A 16,974-nucleotide genomic window follows, 5' to 3' on the forward strand; every position below is an offset into this window, starting at 1 on the left:
GAAGACGATATTTACAGCGAGTATCGCCCTCGCTTGTGATGGCTTCGGGTTTCACTCAACGATCTTTTGTTCGCATCGGATGGACAGAGTATGACCTCACGGCAGACAGATGAGAATCCGCGTTCACTGGTCCGCTATGCGATCGTCACGACCGCTTTCACGATTGCCGGCTTTGTCATATGCTGGCTGGTGAGCGACGCATTGCTGTTGATCTTCGCAGGGTTGCTGTTCGCAGCTTTCCTGGACGCCATGACGCGCTTGCTTGGCGGGGTTGTCGGAGGGCCGCGCTTGGTGAGGCTTGCAATTGTCTGCACCTTGCTCGCCATAATCGTTATCGGGGCTTTGGCCTGGGGAGGCACGGCAATTGCCACCCAGGGAAGCGAGCTTGCAACAACGCTGGAAGATCAGGCTAACCAGGTGCTTGCGTGGTTCGGCGAGCGCGGGATAACGCTTCCATTCGGCGACAACAGTTCCGACGGCAGTGAGAGAACGCAGCCAGACAACCCGGACGCCGCGCCGACGATCCGGTCTGTGCTGCCCGGCGTCGGCGGAATCTTCGGTCAGGCATGGACGGCTATCGCGATGGTGCTGGGCGTTCTTGGCGATGCGCTCATTATCATTTTCCTGGGATTGTTTGTGGCTCTGAAGCCTGACGCTTATCGAGATGCCGTTCTCCTGCTCTTCCCGCCAGCCAAGCGTGAACCCTTGCGCGAAGTGTTCAATGAATCCGGCGAGACGCTTAGGAGCTGGCTGTTGGGTCAGTCGCTTACGATGCTGCTGATTGGTGTCTTCGTTTGGCTCGGGTTAACGCTCGTAGGGGTAGAGCCGGCGGTCATTCTTGGCTTGCAGGCAGGACTTCTCGCATTTGTTCCCACACTGGGGCCGTTGCTTGCCGGCATCGCCATCCTCCTTGCAAGCCTGGCCTTCGGCCTTTGGGGTGTGATCGGTGCTCTTTGCGTGTACCTTCTGGTACAGACGCTGGAAAGCTATATTCTGACCCCTATCATTCAGAAGCGCGCCATTTCGGTTCCGCCGGCATTTCTATTCGCCAGCCAGATCATCCTTGGTCTGTTGTTCGGCATATACGGCCTTGCGTTGGCGACACCGCTTGCTGCCGTGGTGCGTGTCTTCATCCTGCGACTGTATGTCCAGCCAATGTCCGCCAGTCGGAATCAGCCCGCCCAGAGCTAGCGACGATAGGCAGTACCTGGGTTTCTGTTCTCTAACCCATCTGACCACTCGCATTGACGACGATAGGTAAACCTGAACGACGACGTTTGAAAGGACGGGTGAATAGGTAGCCTGGGTATGACGGATTTTTCCGGAAGTTCCCGAACGGAATGCGCCAGGGGCGATGGAAATACCGCCGCGCAACCCTCCCGCATGTAGTGACAAAGGCGGAAGTCTCAGTTGATGCAAGGAAATCGAAAACCAGGCGGGGGGCAGGACTTGCCACTGCGCCAGAAGCTGGAGGAAAAAAATGTTCACGGCTGACGCCACGTTGGACGCTGTCTCGCGCGGAGCGATTCTATCCTCGCTGTCGCTGCTTTGGGTAATCTTGCTGATACGAGTGAACGGACTCCGGTCCCTGTCGAAAATGACTAACTTCGATTTTATCATGACGGTTGCGATGGGGTCGCTCGTAGCCGGCGGGTCGCAGGTGACGGAATGGACCGACTTCCTTCAGGTCGCCATCGCCATGGCTGCGTTGTTCGCATTCCAACATATCGTCGCCCGACTGCGGAAAGCTTCGCGCACGATCGAAAAGGTTATACAGAACGAACCCATCCTGCTTATGCGTAATGGCGTCGTGCTTGAAGAAGCATTGCGAAAATCCCGGGTTTCTGAAGATGATCTTTTCGCCAAATTGCGCGAAGCCAATGTGTTGCGTCTTTCCGACGTCCGCGCCGTGGTGCTTGAAACAACGGGTGACGTTTCTGTGCTTCATGGCAAGGAAATGGATAAAGACCTCATAAGATCGGTCCGGTCTCCCGCAGACAGTTGACTAAGGTACTTCAACAGCTCTCCCGGCTTAAAAGCACAGCCTGAAGCGCCGCAGGATTTATCAGAATCGGATGGCCAACGTTTGGGGTCGGATCAAATCTTTTAAAAAAACTTCGTGAAACTGAAACTGGAAGACAGCTTGCTCGGTATGTCAGAAAAAGCGGCCTTCACTTGGCTTTCTGGTCACCGGGAGATCATGCTCTTAAAATCACGGACTACCGATGCCGTTATCGATGGGTTCAAACTCACCGAAGTTAGCGGCGGATCGAATATGGGGCAATCGCCGTCGATCCGGTATTCGATCGCGTACCGGCCGAATATCGCGGTCGTATTCCGAGGATCAGGCAAAGGACGAGAGTTGTTCAGGAGCAGCTACCGAAGATTCGCATGGATGAACGGCGACTACATGGTGACTTCACGAGATTCCACAACTCGTTTTTCGAATGGGGCAGCACCCGCAATCTATTGGTAGTATTTAGGAAATTGGAGCGGGCGATGAGATTCGAACTCACGACCCCAACCTTGGCAAGGTTGTGCTCTACCCCTGAGCTACGCCCGCTTGGCTTCGTCGCGACCGCGTAATACGCTGCGACCGGGTCACGCCGCAATTTCTTGCGACCGGCGCTATATGGCGCAAGCCTTCGCCAAATGCAACAGGAAAATGAAACATCGCCGCGCTCTTTCGGGTGGTTGCGCTCGGCCGCCGCTGCGCCTATCTACACAGCCGTCAGATCCTTGAGCGGAGGTTAAAAATGTCGGCGGAAGCCAAGCCGAAAACGTCGGACGACCTGTTCGCATATCTCGACAGTCTCGACATCTCCCATCGCACGCACGAACACGAGGCGGTCTTCACAGTCGCCGAGTCGCAGAATGTGAAGATGAAGCTGCCTGGCGGCGACACCAAGAACCTGTTCCTGAAGGACAAAAAGGGCCGCTACTTCCTCGTCACGGCCCTGCAGGACGCCGAAATCGATCTGAAGACAATCCACAGGCTGATCGGCGCGAAGGGCCGGGTCTCCTTCGGCAACGCGGACAAGCTCATGGAGTATCTTGGCGTGGTTCCCGGATCGGTGACGGCGTTCGGCGCAATCAACGACGACGCCGGTCACGTCCAGGTGGTGCTCGACCGGTCGCTGATGGAGCATGACATGATCAACGCGCATCCGCTCAGGAACGACGCGACCACCACGATCGCCCGCGACGACCTCGTGCGTTTCCTCGAATCGACCGGGCACAGTCCGCTTATTGTCGCGGTTTCCTGAAAAAACTTGCGAAACACGGGCTTCGGGCGGCATAAGAGATCACGAGAACAACGAGCCGGACAGGCGATCGGACCAATACCGGGATCCCGTATCCCTTCGCTTTGACACGACGCGCAACCGGCGACCCGGACAGGTAGACACCGGAGGACACGATGCAGAATGGTGACAATCCCTATGGCGGCTCGATGGGCGGCCAAATGAGCGGAACGGTGAATTTCGACGCGGGCGGCGCCGTGCAGCAGGCGCCGGCGGGCGGAGGCGCCCTTATCAAGGATACGACCACGGCCGCTTTTCGCGACGACGTGATCGGAGAATCGGAAACCCAGCCGGTGCTGGTCGATTTCTGGGCGCCGTGGTGCGGTCCGTGCAAGCAGCTTGGCCCGATCATCGAGAAGGTTGTGCAGAGTTTCGGCGGCGCCGTCAAACTCGTCAAGATGAACATCGACGAGCACCCGGCGATTCCCGGCCAGATGGGCATTCAGTCCATACCGGCCGTAGTCGCCTTCGCGGGCGGCAAGCCGGTGGACGCTTTCATGGGCGCCGTGCCGGAAAGCCAGATACGCCAGTTCATCGAGAAACAAATACAGGAGCACGGAGGCGGCGGAGGGCCGGATCTCGACGCCATCCTTGAACAGGGCCGCGCGGCGATGGAAGCAGGCGACGTGAACGCCGCCGCCCAGGTCTTCAGCGCCGTTCTGCAGCAGGAGCCGGAAAACGCCAAGGCGCTCGCCGGCATGATGGAATGCCTGATCGCCGCCGATCAGAAGGATCGCGCGAAGGCCATGCTCGAGGATCTGACCGACGAACAGAAAGAGACGCCGGAAATTGCGGCGATCGTCGCTCGTTTCAAACTGGAAGAGGAAGTGGCGAACCTTGGCGATCCGACGGCGCTTCAAGCCCGTCTCGACGCCGACCCGAACGATCACCAGGCGCGTTTCGACATGGCCAAGATCCTCAACATTCAAGGCGAACGCGAACAAGCTGCGGATTTTCTGTTGCATATCATGAAAGCTGATCGCGCCTGGGAGGATGACGGCGCGCGCAAGCAGTTGCTGACTTTCTTCGAGGCGTGGGGGCCGACCGATCCGGCGACGCTCGCCGCCCGGCGCAAACTGTCGTCGCTGATGTTCTCGTGAGGCTCGCCCCGCGCCCCTTGAGAATTGCGCGGTAAGAGCCACATTGTTTTAATATCCTGCGGTCGCCCGGAAAGCCCGGCGCGACCGTATTGAAGAAAATCCAGAGGATGTTTTGCGGGCAGGCAACAGACATTACCGGACGGAAAAGGACCTTCCCGAAACGGTTTCGCTGTTCCCGTTGTCAGGAGCCTTGTTGCTCCCCTGCGGTCAGATGCCGCTCAACATATTCGAACCGCGCTACCTTTCCATGATCGACGACGCTCTTGCGAGCGATCGGCTGATTGCGATCATCCAGCCGCGTTTCGATATTGAAGGCGATGTCGATCGCATAGAGCATCCGCCCCTGTGCACAGTCGGCACGATTGGGCGCATAACGTCTTTCACGGAAACCGGAGACGGCCGCTACATCATGTCGTTGATCGGCGTTTGCCGCTTTCGTCTGCTTGAGGAAACGGCGAGCAGGAAAGTTTATCGGCGTGGCCGGATCGCGCCATTTATTGGCGACCTGGCCGATGACGCCGGCGCAGACGACGTGGATCGCAAGGCTCTGCTCCACACGTTCAAAACCTATCTCGAGGCAAACCAGCTCGAGGCCGATTGGGAAAGCGTCAAGCAGGCGAGCAACACGACATTGGTCAACACCATGTCGATGATGGCGCCCTACGGACCCGCCGAGAAACAGGCGCTGCTCGAAGCGCCCGATCTGAAGACGCGGGCGGAAACGCTGATCGCCATGACAGAAATCGCGCTCGCGCGTGACGGCGACGACGAAACCCTGTTGCAGTAGGATGGAAGAGGCGATGAGCGACGAGGATGATGATCAGGAGATTGATCGCAAGCTTCTCGATATTCTCGTCTGTCCGTTGACCAAGGGGCCGCTCCGCTACGATCGCGATGCGGCGGAGCTTGTGTCCGAAAAGGCGAAACTCGCCTATCCCGTTCGAGACGGAATTCCAATCATGCTTCCCTCCGAGGCGCGTCAACTTGAGGACGAAGGGTGAGCAAGCGCGGCGAATTGCGGCGCAGCCAGCTGCTGGCGGCCGCGGCGAACCGCTTCTGGCGCCAGGGGTTCGGCAACACCAGCCTTGCCGACATTGCGTCAGACGCCAACGTGCCGCTCGGCAACGTCTACTACTATTTCAAGACCAAGCAGGACATCGCCGCCGGCGTCGCCGACATTTTCGTCGCGGAAACGGAAACCATGCTTCGGGAGGTGGCCCAGGCGGAAGCCGATCCGCGTCGCCGCGTTCAGGCGTTGATCAGAAGGCTTTCGGAATCCAATCGCAGCCGGGTCGAGCGCGGTTGTCCGATCGCGCTTGCGGCGCGGGACTTCAGTGAGGCGGCGCCCGCCGCGGCAAGGCGCGCGGCGAGCGCTTTCGAATTGCTGATCGGCTTCATCGGGCGGGAGTTGCAACGCACCGGCGCGCGGCCTTCCATCGCGCTATCCCGCGCGCGCGAAATCATCGTCGAATGGCAGGGCGGCATTGCGCTCGCCCACGCGCTTGAGGATCCGACGATCCTGGCGGAGGCGATGCGCCGCGCCGAACAGAAGCTGCTCCAGTCGAATTACCAATAGGCAGGTCGCCGCGTCAGTCCAGCGTGCGACGGTACCGCAGCATCGCGATGATGGTGACGACGGTTACGATGATCACGAGCGCCCTCAGGTCCGGCGCGATATCGGTCAGACCAGCGCCCTTCAGCATCACCTTGCGGATAATGCGATTGAAATGGGTGGTGGGAATGATCGTGCCGATCGCCTGCGCCCAGCCGGGCATGGCTGCGAAGGGAAACATGAAGCCCGACAGCAGGATCGACGGCAGCATATAGAAGAACGACATCTGCATGGCCTGCATCTGGCTCTTGGCGATGGTCGAGTAGAGAAAGCCGAGCGCCAGGTTGACGAGGATGAACAGGTTCAGCCCGATGAGAAACGGCAGCGCCCGGCCTTCAAAAGGCACGCCAAAGACGAGAAACGCCAGAATGAAGAAGACCAGCGTCTGCACATAGCCGATCAGCACGTAAGGGATGATCTTGCCGAGCATGACCTCCGGGGCGCGGGCCGGAGTGGCGAGCAGCGTCTCCATGGTGCCGCGCTCGCTTTCGCGCACGATGGCGATCGCAGTGATCATCACCATGGTCATGGAAATGATGATCGCGAGCAGGCCCGGAACGATGTTGTAGCTGGTCTTTCCGGCCGGATTGTAGCGCTTGTGGGCGATCACCTCGAAGGCTGAGGGTTCCGGCTGAAGATAGCTCAGCGGCCCGATGGCCAGATCCTGAACCGCATTGGCGGCGATCCGGGTCAGGGCGCTGGTGGCCGCGCCGGCGGTCGCCGGGTCCGAGGCGTCGACATCCACCAGCAAAGAGGGCATGCGCCCACGGATGATGTCGCGTTCGAAATTTTCCGGAATGGTGACGACGAAGGCGGCGCGGCCGGATTTCAGTGCATGGTCGGCCTCGTGGGCGTTGCCGACCGTGCCCCGGAAATCGAAATAGGTCGAAATCCGCATCGCCGAGATGAAGCTGCGGGTAAACGGTCCGCTTTCGTGAACCTCCACGAGCGAAGGCAGGTGACGCGGGTCGGAATTGATCGCATAGCCGAAGAGCAGCAATTGCATGATCGGTATCGCGATCATCATCGCGAATGTCATGCGGTCGCGCCGCATCTGGATGAACTCCTTGTTGAGGATCGCCATGAACCGGCTTGCGGAAAGGGCCATCTGCTCAGGCCTCCGCGCCCGCGAAATTGTCGGTGGAGCCAGCCATAAGATGGATAAACACTTCCTCCAGCCCGGCCGGTTGCTCGGTCCATTGCCAGGCAGTGTTTTTAAGAAGGGGCTCGACGGCTCTGCGCAGCGCCTCGCGGTCGGTGCCGGAGACGTGCAGCGCGGAGCCAAAGCGGGCGACCTGTTCCACTCCGTCCAGGCCTTTGAGGGTCTGCTCGAGTTCGGCGAGATCCGGACCCTCGACGCGCCAGGTATGCAGCCCGACCATATCCGGAATCGCCGTGGCCGGCCCGTCGATCAGCTTTTGTCCATAGGCGATATAGGCGATGTTGTGACACTGTATCGCCTCGTCCATGTAATGGGTGGAGACCAGAACAGTCACGCCATTGTCGGAAAGGCGGCGGATCTCGTCCCAGAAGTCGCGACGCGCTTTCGGATCAACGCCGGCGGTCGGTTCGTCGAGCAGAAGGAGGTCCGGCTTGTGCAGAAGGCAGGCGGCCAGCGCCAGCCTTTGTTTCCAGCCGCCGGACAGCTCTCCGGCAAGCTGGCTCGACCGGTTGTGGAGGCCGAGGTCCTTCAGCGCCTCGTCGACCTTCTGGCGGCGGTTCGGGACCTTGTACATGCGCGCCATGAAATCGAGATTCTCGCGGATCGTCAGGTCGGAATAGAGCGAGAATTTCTGCGTCATGTAGCCGACATGCTCCTTGATCAGGTCCGACTGTCGAAGGATGTCAAAGCCGAGGCAGCTCCCGGATCCGGCGTCCGGCGTCAGCAGGCCGCACAGCATGCGGATTGTTGTGGTCTTGCCGCTGCCGTTCGGTCCGAGAAAGCCATAGATCGCGCCTTTCGGCACGGATATTGCAAAATCATCGACGACCGTCTTGTCGCCGAAACGCTTGCTGAGGCCGCTGACCTCTATGACGTTCGGCTCATTGCTCATCGGTCCGCCTGACCTCGATGGGCTGGCCTGGAAGCAGGTCCGTCTGCTCGTCCGGCAGCGCCTCGGCCAGGAAGATAAGCTTGGCGCGCTCATCGAGACTGTAAATGACGGGTGGAGTGAACTCCGCCGAAGACGACAGATAGGAAATGTGCGCCTTGACCGGCTCGCCGCAGCCGTCACAGGAGATTTCCACCGGCATGCCGATCCGGATCGCCGCCCGCTGCGGTTCGGGAACATAAAAGCGGAAGCGCACCTCTCCGGGCGGGAGGATGGAGACGACCGGCGCGCCGGCGGTCACGAATTCGCCCGGAAGATAGTAGGTCTGTTCGACATAGCCCGTCGCAGGCGCTGTCACCATGCGTTCGCCCAGGTCGATGTCGGCGCGTTCGACGGCGAGCTTCGCCTTGTCCACGGCGCTGCGCGCCCTGTCGAGTTCAGCCTGTCTTGCGGGCAGGCGCGCCACGTCCAGCTCCGCCATGCGTTGCGCCACGGCGGCGTCCGCCGCATCGCGCTCCGCCTTCCGTCTGTCGAGTTCGCTGGTGGCGACGACGTTGCGTTTCTCCAGTTCGCTGGCGCGCAGATACGACGCCTTCGCCAGTTCGAGATCAGCCTTTGCGCTGTTGAGTTGCTTTTCGATGACCGCGATTTCCTCGGGCCGTTTGCCCGTGGTTTCGTCTTCGAGGTCCTTTTGAGCCGAAACCAGCTCGGCCCTGGCCTGGGCAAGGGCGTTTTCCTGCTTGTCGCGGTCGAGGTCGAAAAGCGGCGTGTCGGCGGTCACTGCGTCGCCGCGCGCCACGGCGAGCGTTTCCAGGACGCCGCTCGCCTGTGCTGCGACATACACGTATTCGCCTTCCACATAGCCGAACCATGCGGCGTTGTCCGCAGCGTTGCCGCCGGGCCAAAGACCCGCAAAGAAGGCGACGATGCCGGCATAGATCTTGTCCATCTCAAGCGCCTTCCGGTTTATTCGACAGACCGTTCATGAGAATGTCGAGATGGCTCTCAAGAAACGCTTCCATCGTTTCCTCAGGCCGCCTTTCCATTCCGAAAACCTGGACGAGCAGAACGTGCGCAATGAAGGGGCCAATCACGTTTCTGACCGCAAAGCGCGGTTGGACGGGCCTGAAATACCCTTCGGCGACGCCGCGTTCGATCAGCGTTTCCATCGCCGAGACGCCACGGTCGAGCACCTCGCGCCGATAGATTTCCGCGAGCTTGGGAAAAGTTCCGGATTCCTGCAGCACCAGGCGGGGGATCGCCAGCGTGTTCGGATCGGAGATATTGACGATCACCACCGACATCATCGACCGTATGACTTCGACGGGATCGCCCGTCGACGTCCTCGCCAGCTCCGACACGCGCTCGGCGATCGGCACGATGGCGCGTCGGATCAGCGATTCCAGGATGTCTTCCTTGCTCGCGAAATAACGATAGATCGCACCCTTCGAAAGGCCGGCCTCGCGTGCGATGTCCTCGACCTTTGTCGCGGCGAATCCTCGGCTGACGAACTGCGACAGCGCTGCGTCAAGCACTTCGTCGGGCCGATCCTCGGCGCGGCGGCGCCATTTTGGTTCGGGTTCGCCTGGCAAGAACTGCTCCATTAAGTAAATGACCAGTCATTTACTTAATATCGGCTACGACGAGAGTCAACGCCGGCCCACAGGCGCGGTCAGGCGAAAGTCCTTGGGAATGGCGTCAGATAGGCTGGCCGCGCAGCAGGCGCGGTCCGTCGCGTCCCGGCAGACCGGAAGCTTGGCGGATAAACATCGACTTCAGTCCCGGCATGCGGTCGACCAGCCCGAGGCCGAGATCGCGGACGGCCCTGACAGGGGCGTGGTCGTTGGAAAACAGCCGGTTCAGGACGTCGCTGGTCACGCCCATGCGGAACGTGTCGAAGCGTCGCCATTGCTGATAGCGCTCAAGCACGGCAAGGGACCCGATCTCCAGACCCAGACGATCCGCCTCGACGACGGTCTCTGCGAGCGCGGCGATATCGCGGAAACCCAGATTCAGGCCCTGTCCCGCAATCGGATGGATGCCGTGGGCAGCGTCGCCGCACAGCGCAAATTGCGGCCGCACGAATTCGCGCGCGAGCGTCAGGCCAAGCGGATAGGCGCGCCGACCCCCGACGACTTCGATCGTACCGAGTTTGTGGCCGAAACGCTGTTCGAGTTCGGTTTCGAAGACGAGTTCGTCCGCCTTGAGAAGATTTTCCGCTTCCCGTGTGCGTTCCGTCCAAACCAGCGACGACCGGTTATCCTTGAGCGGCAGGATGGCGAAGGGGCCCGCCGGCAGGAAATGCTCTTCCGCCCGGCCCCCGTGCGGCCGTTCATGGGCGACTGTCGTCACGATGCCGGACTGGCCGTAGTCGAAATGCACGGTCTTGACGCCCGCCTTGTCGCGCAGGCCCGACCGAACGCCGTCCGCCGCCACAAGCAGTCTTGCGCGTCGTTTCGCGCCACTGCCGAGCGTGATGTCCACGTGCGGACCGGTCCGGGTGAAATCCTCGACCGTCTCCCCCTGCAGTATCTCGACGCCAAGGTCCTGCGCGCGCTGACGCAGCGCTCCGACGAGCGACTTGTTCGGAACCATGTGGGCGAAAGGCTCTCCGGGCTCGACGTCGCCGCCGAATGTGAGGAAGACCGGCCTCACAGGGTCGCTGGTTCGTGAATCGGTGACCACCATGTCGTTGATTGGCTGCGCATCCGGAAGTATGGCGTCCCAGATCTGCAGCCGGTCCAGCATGCGGCTCGCGCCGGCGGCGATCGCCGAAGCACGCTGATCCTTCATCCACACGCCTTCGGGCGCTGCGTCCACGAGCGCAATGGTCAGATGCGGCGCCGCGTCCTTGATGGCGACAGCCGCGCCGAGGCCGACATAACCGCCCCCGCCAATGAGAATGTCCAGTGTCGCGTCGGCCATTGTCTCGTATCCCGAATATCCGTCTTCCGATTGCGGGATCGCCGTCATCATGCGATATGCGACCCCTTGTGTCCCCTCATATAGGGGATGCGCAGGAATACGGAAACAGGCAGACTGTCGCGCGCGAATCCCTTCTGCAAACGACACACCGGAAAGAAACATCATGTCCCAGGCAATGGACGCGCTTCTCGACCTTCTCGATATCGAGCGCATAGAGCACAATCTTTATCGCGGCGTCAGTCCGAAGGACGAATGGCAGCGCGTCTTCGGCGGCCAGGTGATCGCGCAGGCGCTGGTTGCAGCACAGCGCACCGTCCAGGAGGACCGTTTCGTCCATTCTCTGCACGCCTATTTCATGCTGCCTGGCGATCCATCGGTGCCGATCGTCTACAATGTCGACAGGATCCGCGACGGATCGAGCTTCACGACCCGCCGGGTCGTCGCCATACAGCATGGCGAGGCGATCTTTTCCCTGTCGGCTTCCTTCCAGATCGACGAACCCGGATTCGATCATCAGATCGACATGCCTGAAGTGCCGACGCCGGAAGACCTGGTCAGCCTCGATGAACTGAAGCAGAAGTTCCTGCACGCTGCTCCGGAGAATGTCCGCCGCTATTGGGAAAGGGAGCGGCCGATCGAAATGTGCCCCCTGTCGCTGACGCATTACGTGTCGGACAAGAAGCTCGATCCGCTGCAGAATATCTGGGTGCGCACCACCGGCGCGGTTCCCGACGACCGTCGCATCAGGGCGGCCGTGCTCGCCTATCTCTCGGACATGACGCTGCTGGACACATCCCTGTTTGCACACGGCGTTTCTATCTTCAGCAATCGAATCCAGGCTGCGAGCCTCGATCACGCGATGTGGTTCCACCGGGACTGCATGCTCGACGACTGGCTGCTCTACGCGCAGGACAGTCCCAACGCAATCGGGGCGCGCGGACTGACGCGAGGCGGCCTATACAGCCGGGACGGTCGTCTGATCGCATCGGTTGCGCAGGAAGGCCTGATTCGACAGCGCCAGCCGCGTCAGTCTTAAGAGTTCCTCAATGGCTGCCTAATTTTTGTGCATATGCTGCACAAGAGTTCAGCGCACTCTCTGAGCGCGTGTGGAATCACATAATTATTACAATCTATTAGGTATGCCGATTCCGAATTGGCACAATCCTTGAATCGTCTGGTGCATGACGATGATCGTCTGCGTGGCGGTCGTCGTCAGATTGCACCCGCAATCCTGTTGCGCCAAGCGGGATCGAGAGTGCGAAATGAGTACCGGGATCGTTTGCCGCCCAGTCTGCGGCTGGAAACCGGACAATTCGTGACCGCCGAAAAACAAGGATGGAATCCGGATGAAGATAATAATGGCAATCATCAAGCCGTTTAAACTGGACGAGGTGCGAGAGGCTCTGACCGAAGTGGGAATTCAGGGACTGACAGTGACCGAAGTCAAGGGATACGGCCGCCAGAAAGGCCACACGGAAATTTACCGTGGCACCGAATATGCGGTGGCCTTTCTACCCAAACTGAAAATCGAAGTCGCAGTGTCAGCCGAATTGGCGGACGCGGCAATCGAAGCGATTTCAAGTGCAGCGAAGACCGGACAGATCGGCGACGGAAAGATTTTCGTCTGCGATCTGGAGCAGGTCATGCGTATCCGCACTGGGGAAACCGGCGCGGATGCGCTGTAAGTTGACAGGAGAAAAACACATGAAAATCAAAACCCTCTTGCAGCCTGGCTCAGCGCTGCTGATGCTCGGCGCAATGGCGCTTCCGGCATTGGCGCAGGATACCGCCGCTGCTCCCGAGGTTGCCGTCGCGGCGACCGAGGTTCCGGTCCATACCGTCTATATTCTCAACACATTGCTGTTTGTCGTTTCCGGCTTCCTGGTGATGTGGATGGCGGCTGGCTTCGCAATGCTCGAGGCCGGTCTCGTCCGCTCGAAGAACGTTTCCATGCAGCTCACCAAGAACGTCGCACTGTTTTCGATTGCGGCGATCATGTACTACCTGATCGGTTATATGCTGATGTATCCGGGCGACGCCTGGACGATCCCCGGCGTACTCGGCGCCTTTGGCGTTGCGACGCTGGAACCTGTCGGCGTAGCGCCCGACGCAGCCGATGCTCTTGATTACGCAAGCACCGGTTCGGACTTCTTCTTCCAGCTGATGTTCTGCGCGACCACGGCGTCCATCGTGTCCGGCACGCTTGCCGAACGCATGAAACTCTGGCCGTTCCTGATCTTCACCATTATCCTGACGGGTATTCTTTATCCGATCCAGGCGTCCTGGAAGTGGGGCGGCGGTTTCCTTGACGCCGATTTCGGTTTCCTGGATTTCGCCGGTTCGACGGTCGTGCATTCGGTCGGCGGCTGGGCCGCATTGACCGGCGCCCTGATCCTTGGCGCGCGCAAGGGCAAATATGTTGACGGCCAGGTGCATCCGATGCCGGGCTCCAACATGCCGCTCGCAACCCTCGGAACGTTCATCCTTTGGCTCGGCTGGTTCGGCTTCAATGGCGGCTCCCAGCTCGCCATGGGTTCGGTTGGCGACGCAGCGGACGTGTCGCGCATCTTCGCGAACACCAACACGGCGGCTGCCGGCGGCGCTATCGCTGCGTTGATCCTGACCCAGATCCTCTACAAGAAGGTCGATATCACGATGGTGCTCAACGGCGCCCTCGCGGGTCTCGTTTCGATCACCGCCGAACCGCTGACGCCGAGCCTTGGCGTAGCCACCATCATCGGCGCCATCGGCGGCGTTATCGTGGTCTTCGCCGTGCCGCTGCTCGACAAGCTGAAGATCGACGACGTCGTCGGCGCGATCCCGGTTCACCTGCTTGCAGGCATCTGGGGCACTTTCGCCGTGGTCTTCACCAATGAAGACGCAACCGTCTACGGTCAGGTCGCTTCGATCGTTATCGTCGCTGTCTTCATGATCGTCACTTCCGGCGTCGTCTGGCTGATCCTGAACGGAATCATGGGTCTGCGCGTCAGCGAGGAAGAGGAGATGGACGGTCTCGACAAGGGCGAGATCGGCGTCGAAGCCTATCCGGAATTCACCAAGATCTGATTTCCGGATCACATTCAGAAAACAACGATCGGGGCTCTTCGGGGCCCCGATTTCTTTTGGTTAAGCCATCTGACGTTTTGTCAGGCCGTGTGCGCGTTCGAAACGTGGCATGGTTAATGCCGCATTAACTCACCGGCGCTAGACTTGCTCTCGATGACGGCCGCCTGCGGGTGGTCGCGCTCCGTTTGATATCGAGTTTAGAGACAAGTGATGCAAACCAGCAATCCGATCGTTCTTGGTGGTCAACTCGTTTCCGGTTTCCGGGTGCCTGAGCTCTTGCGCCGACCGATGCGCATGCTCGCCGGCGCCTTGGTCGCCTGCCTGCTGGCGCTCGCCGTTGCGGCGCTCGCCACCTGGAATGTCTCCGATCCGAGTCTCAGCTACGCAACCGGAAAGGCGCCCACGAACATCCTCGGATATCCGGGCGCGGTTTTTGCCGATCTGATGATGCAGTTTCTCGGGTTGACGGCGATCGTCTCGCTGCTGCCGCTTGTCATGTGGAGCCTGTATTTCGTCCGTAACTGGTCGATCGACCGCATACCGCAGCGACTCATCGCCTGGTTCTGCGGGTCGCTGCTGGCGGCCGGTTTCTTCGCCTGCATGCCGTCGCCCGGCGGCTGGCCCCTGCCGACAGGGCTTGGCGGCGTGTTTGGCGACATGGTGCTCAACCTGCCAGCATTCTTTCTTGGCGACTATCCGTCCGGCATTCTCGCCGCCGTTCTGGCGGTCGCCCTGTTCTTCCCGGCGATCTGGCTTCTGCTCTATGGCGCATTGCTGGTCTCGCGGCCGCTTGCGGTCGACAGGCCTCGCCCGGCGCGTCGTGACGCGGACGTCGATGAGCGCGATGAAGAAGACGAGGATGACGGCGGTTCGGCATTGTTCCGCGCCGCTTCCCATATACTCGGCGGATCCACGCATCTCTTCCTGCTTTTGAGGGCGCAATACCGCCGCATCAGCGGTCGCGCGGCCGAACCCTGGAACAGTAACCCCGACGCGCCCTACGATTTCAACGAGGATGATTTCATCCGACTCAATAATGACGAGCGGATCGAGCCGGAATTCTCCATGTTCGACGACGAGTCATCTATCGACGATGCGCCTGCGCCGGCCCGTTCGGATCAGTGGCGGGCAGCGAACGATCCGGGCCAGCCCGGCGGCAGGGCGCGCCGCGAGCGCCCCGAAGAGGACTATGATCCGGTGTCCGACTGGGCGCCGCAGACCGCACCCGCCCGCAAGGCGTCCGAAGGGCCGGCCCTGATCTCGCAAATGAAGCGTCCGAAGCAGGGAACACGCGTCAACAAGGAGGCCCAGGCTTCGCTCATCAAGTCCGGCGGCTTCCAGCTTCCGCCGCTGCACCTGCTCAATGAGCCGAAAAGCATCGCCAAGGATCCGAGCCTGTCGCAGGATGCGCTTGAGCAGAACGCCCGCATGCTCGAAGGCGTGCTGGAGGATTTCGGCGTGCGCGGAGAAATAATCCAGGTCCGGCCCGGTCCGGTCGTCACGCTGTACGAACTGGAGCCAGCGCCGGGCATCAAGTCGTCGCGGGTCATCGGCCTCGCCGACGATATAGCGCGGTCCATGAGCGCCATCGCGGCCCGGGTCGCCGTGGTGCCGGGGCGCAATGCGATCGGCATCGAACTGCCGAACCAGAGCCGCGAAACGGTGTATCTCCAGGAGCTCCTGTCGAGCCGCGATTTCGAGACCTCGAAGGCCAAGCTGGCGCTGTCGCTCGGCAAGACCATCGGCGGCGAGGGCGTGATCGCCGATCTCGCGAAGATGCCGCATCTGCTCGTGGCCGGCACCACCGGTTCCGGTAAGTCGGTCGCCATCAACACGATGATCCTGTCGATCGTCTACCGGCTGCCGCCGGAGAAGTGCCGCCTGATCATGATCGATCCGAAAATGCTGGAGCTTTCCGTCTATGACGGCATTCCGCATCTCCTGACGCCGGTCGTCACCGATCCCAAGAAGGCGGTCGTCGCGCTGAAATGGACGGTGCGGGAGATGGAAGACCGCTACAAGAAGATGTCCAAGATCGGCGTGCGCAATATCGACGGATTCAACAACCGCGTCGAACAGGCGCTGAAGAAGGGCGAGGCCATCACGCGGACCGTGCAGACCGGGTTCGATCGAGATACGGGCGAGGCCGTCTACGAGACGGAGGAATTCGAACTGTCGCCGATGCCCTATATCGTCGTCATCATCGACGAGATGGCAGATCTGATGATGGTCGCCGGCAAGGATATCGAGGGCGCCGTGCAGCGTCTGGCGCAGATGGCGCGCGCTGCAGGCATTCACGTGATCATGGCGACGCAAAGACCGTCGGTCGATGTCATCACCGGCACGATCAAGGCGAACTTCCCGACGCGCATCTCCTTCCAGGTCACCTCGAAGATCGATTCGCGCACCATTCTCGGCGAAATGGGCGCCGAACAGCTCCTGGGCATGGGCGACATGCTCTACATGGCCGGCGGCGGCCGCATCCAGCGCGTGCACGGCCCCTTCGTCTCGGACAACGAGGTGGAGGACATCGTCGGCTTCCTGAAATCCCAGGGCGTGCCGGAATATCTCGACGCGATCACCGAAGACGACGACGAGGACGGCGGCGAGGGCGGCTCCGGCGGCGTCGGCAATATGGAAGATTCGGACGATCCCTACGATCAGGCGGTCGCCGTCGTTCTGCGCGACGGCAAGGCGTCGACCTCCTATATCCAGCGCCGGCTCGGCATTGGCTACAATCGCGCGGCGTCGCTCATCGAGCGGATGGAGGACGAGGGCGTGATCGGTCCCGCCAATCACGCCGGCAAACGCGAAATCCTCGTGCCCACGGAAGAAGATAAAATGTAGGTCGCCGGTGTTTCGGCGCCCGTTCCCGACTATATAGATGGACAGTCACGCGTCACACTCACGCCGCACTT

16 protein-coding genes and 1 tRNA gene are annotated in these 16,974 nt (G+C 60.6%); 11 read left to right on the forward strand and 6 right to left on the reverse strand.

What is annotated here, in order from left to right; genetic code table 11:
* The first annotated feature begins 90 nt into the window (after positions 1-90).
* Both K1W69_RS14850 and K1W69_RS14855 read left to right on the forward strand, forming a co-directional pair.
* Entirely contained in the window at positions 91-1,191 is a 1,101-nt protein-coding gene (locus K1W69_RS14850; protein ID WP_220229090.1) for an AI-2E family transporter, read from the forward strand.
* A 406-nt stretch (positions 1,192-1,597) separates the two neighbouring features.
* On the forward strand, positions 1,598-2,005 hold the full coding sequence (locus K1W69_RS14855) for a DUF421 domain-containing protein (protein WP_258571047.1): 408 nt from the start codon (positions 1,598-1,600) through the stop codon (positions 2,003-2,005).
* A 483-nt stretch (positions 2,006-2,488) separates the two neighbouring features.
* Here the strand turns inward: K1W69_RS14855 and K1W69_RS14860 are convergent.
* Positions 2,489-2,563 (reverse strand) — tRNA-Gly (locus K1W69_RS14860).
* A 193-nt stretch (positions 2,564-2,756) separates the two neighbouring features.
* Here K1W69_RS14860 and K1W69_RS14865 point away from each other — a divergent pair.
* The 5 genes from K1W69_RS14865 to K1W69_RS14885 all read left to right on the forward strand — a co-directional run bounded on the left by K1W69_RS14865 (position 2,757) and on the right by K1W69_RS14885 (position 5,978).
* Positions 2,757-3,266, forward strand: a complete 510-nt coding sequence (locus K1W69_RS14865; protein ID WP_220229092.1) for a prolyl-tRNA synthetase associated domain-containing protein — start codon at positions 2,757-2,759, stop codon at positions 3,264-3,266.
* A 152-nt stretch (positions 3,267-3,418) separates the two neighbouring features.
* Positions 3,419-4,402, forward strand: a complete 984-nt coding sequence (gene trxA, locus K1W69_RS14870; protein ID WP_220229093.1) for a thioredoxin — start codon at positions 3,419-3,421, stop codon at positions 4,400-4,402.
* 112 nt (positions 4,403-4,514) lie between these two features.
* Complete coding sequence (locus K1W69_RS14875; RefSeq protein WP_220229094.1) at positions 4,515-5,189, forward strand: LON peptidase substrate-binding domain-containing protein; 675 nt, start codon at positions 4,515-4,517, stop codon at positions 5,187-5,189.
* 13 nt (positions 5,190-5,202) lie between these two features.
* Complete coding sequence (locus tag K1W69_RS14880; RefSeq protein WP_220229095.1) at positions 5,203-5,403, forward strand: Trm112 family protein; 201 nt, start codon at positions 5,203-5,205, stop codon at positions 5,401-5,403.
* Positions 5,400-5,978, forward strand: a complete 579-nt coding sequence (locus K1W69_RS14885; protein WP_220229096.1) for a TetR/AcrR family transcriptional regulator — start codon at positions 5,400-5,402, stop codon at positions 5,976-5,978. Before K1W69_RS14880 ends, K1W69_RS14885 begins: the two co-directional genes overlap by 4 nt.
* Before the next feature lie 13 nt (positions 5,979-5,991).
* On the opposite strand, the gene K1W69_RS14890 is transcribed toward K1W69_RS14885, so the two are convergent.
* From K1W69_RS14890 to K1W69_RS14910, 5 genes are all read right to left on the reverse strand, one after another.
* Positions 5,992-7,122, reverse strand: coding sequence for an ABC transporter permease (locus K1W69_RS14890; protein WP_220229097.1), 1,131 nt, complete (start codon positions 7,120-7,122; stop codon positions 5,992-5,994).
* A 4-nt stretch (positions 7,123-7,126) separates the two neighbouring features.
* Complete coding sequence (locus K1W69_RS14895) at positions 7,127-8,068, reverse strand: ABC transporter ATP-binding protein (protein WP_220229098.1); 942 nt, start codon at positions 8,066-8,068, stop codon at positions 7,127-7,129.
* A complete protein-coding gene (locus K1W69_RS14900) occupies positions 8,058-9,014 on the reverse strand; it encodes an HlyD family secretion protein (RefSeq protein ID WP_220229099.1) in 957 nt (318 codons plus the stop codon). Before K1W69_RS14900 ends, K1W69_RS14895 begins: the two co-directional genes overlap by 11 nt.
* 1 nt (position 9,015) lies before the next feature.
* The gene (locus K1W69_RS14905) at positions 9,016-9,657 is read right to left on the reverse strand and encodes a TetR/AcrR family transcriptional regulator (protein ID WP_220229100.1); all 642 of its coding nucleotides are present in this window, start codon (positions 9,655-9,657) and stop codon (positions 9,016-9,018) included.
* Positions 9,658-9,763: 106 nt separating this feature from the next.
* Positions 9,764-10,990 carry a ubiquinone biosynthesis hydroxylase gene (locus tag K1W69_RS14910; protein WP_220229372.1) on the reverse strand — a complete coding sequence of 409 codons (1,227 nt, stop codon included), beginning with the start codon at positions 10,988-10,990 and terminating at the stop codon, positions 9,764-9,766.
* A 163-nt stretch (positions 10,991-11,153) separates the two neighbouring features.
* Here K1W69_RS14910 and tesB point away from each other — a divergent pair, with 163 nt between their 5' ends.
* From tesB to K1W69_RS14930, 4 genes are all read left to right on the forward strand, one after another.
* Positions 11,154-12,026 carry an acyl-CoA thioesterase II gene (tesB, locus tag K1W69_RS14915; protein WP_220229101.1) on the forward strand — a complete coding sequence of 291 codons (873 nt, stop codon included), beginning with the start codon at positions 11,154-11,156 and terminating at the stop codon, positions 12,024-12,026.
* A gap of 310 nt (positions 12,027-12,336) precedes the next feature.
* A complete protein-coding gene (locus K1W69_RS14920; protein WP_220229102.1) occupies positions 12,337-12,675 on the forward strand; it encodes a P-II family nitrogen regulator in 339 nt (112 codons plus the stop codon).
* A gap of 19 nt (positions 12,676-12,694) precedes the next feature.
* Positions 12,695-14,056, forward strand: coding sequence for an ammonium transporter AmtB (locus K1W69_RS14925; RefSeq protein WP_220229104.1), 1,362 nt, complete (start codon positions 12,695-12,697; stop codon positions 14,054-14,056).
* Positions 14,057-14,266: 210 nt separating this feature from the next.
* Positions 14,267-16,903 (forward strand): FtsK/SpoIIIE family DNA translocase, encoded by a 2,637-nt coding sequence (locus K1W69_RS14930; protein WP_220229105.1) that lies wholly within the window; start codon positions 14,267-14,269, stop codon positions 16,901-16,903.
* Positions 16,904-16,974: the final 71 nt, after the last annotated feature.

The organism is Flavimaribacter sediminis, assembly GCF_019492055.1.
Lineage (GTDB): Bacteria > Pseudomonadota > Alphaproteobacteria > Rhizobiales > Rhizobiaceae > Flavimaribacter > Flavimaribacter sediminis.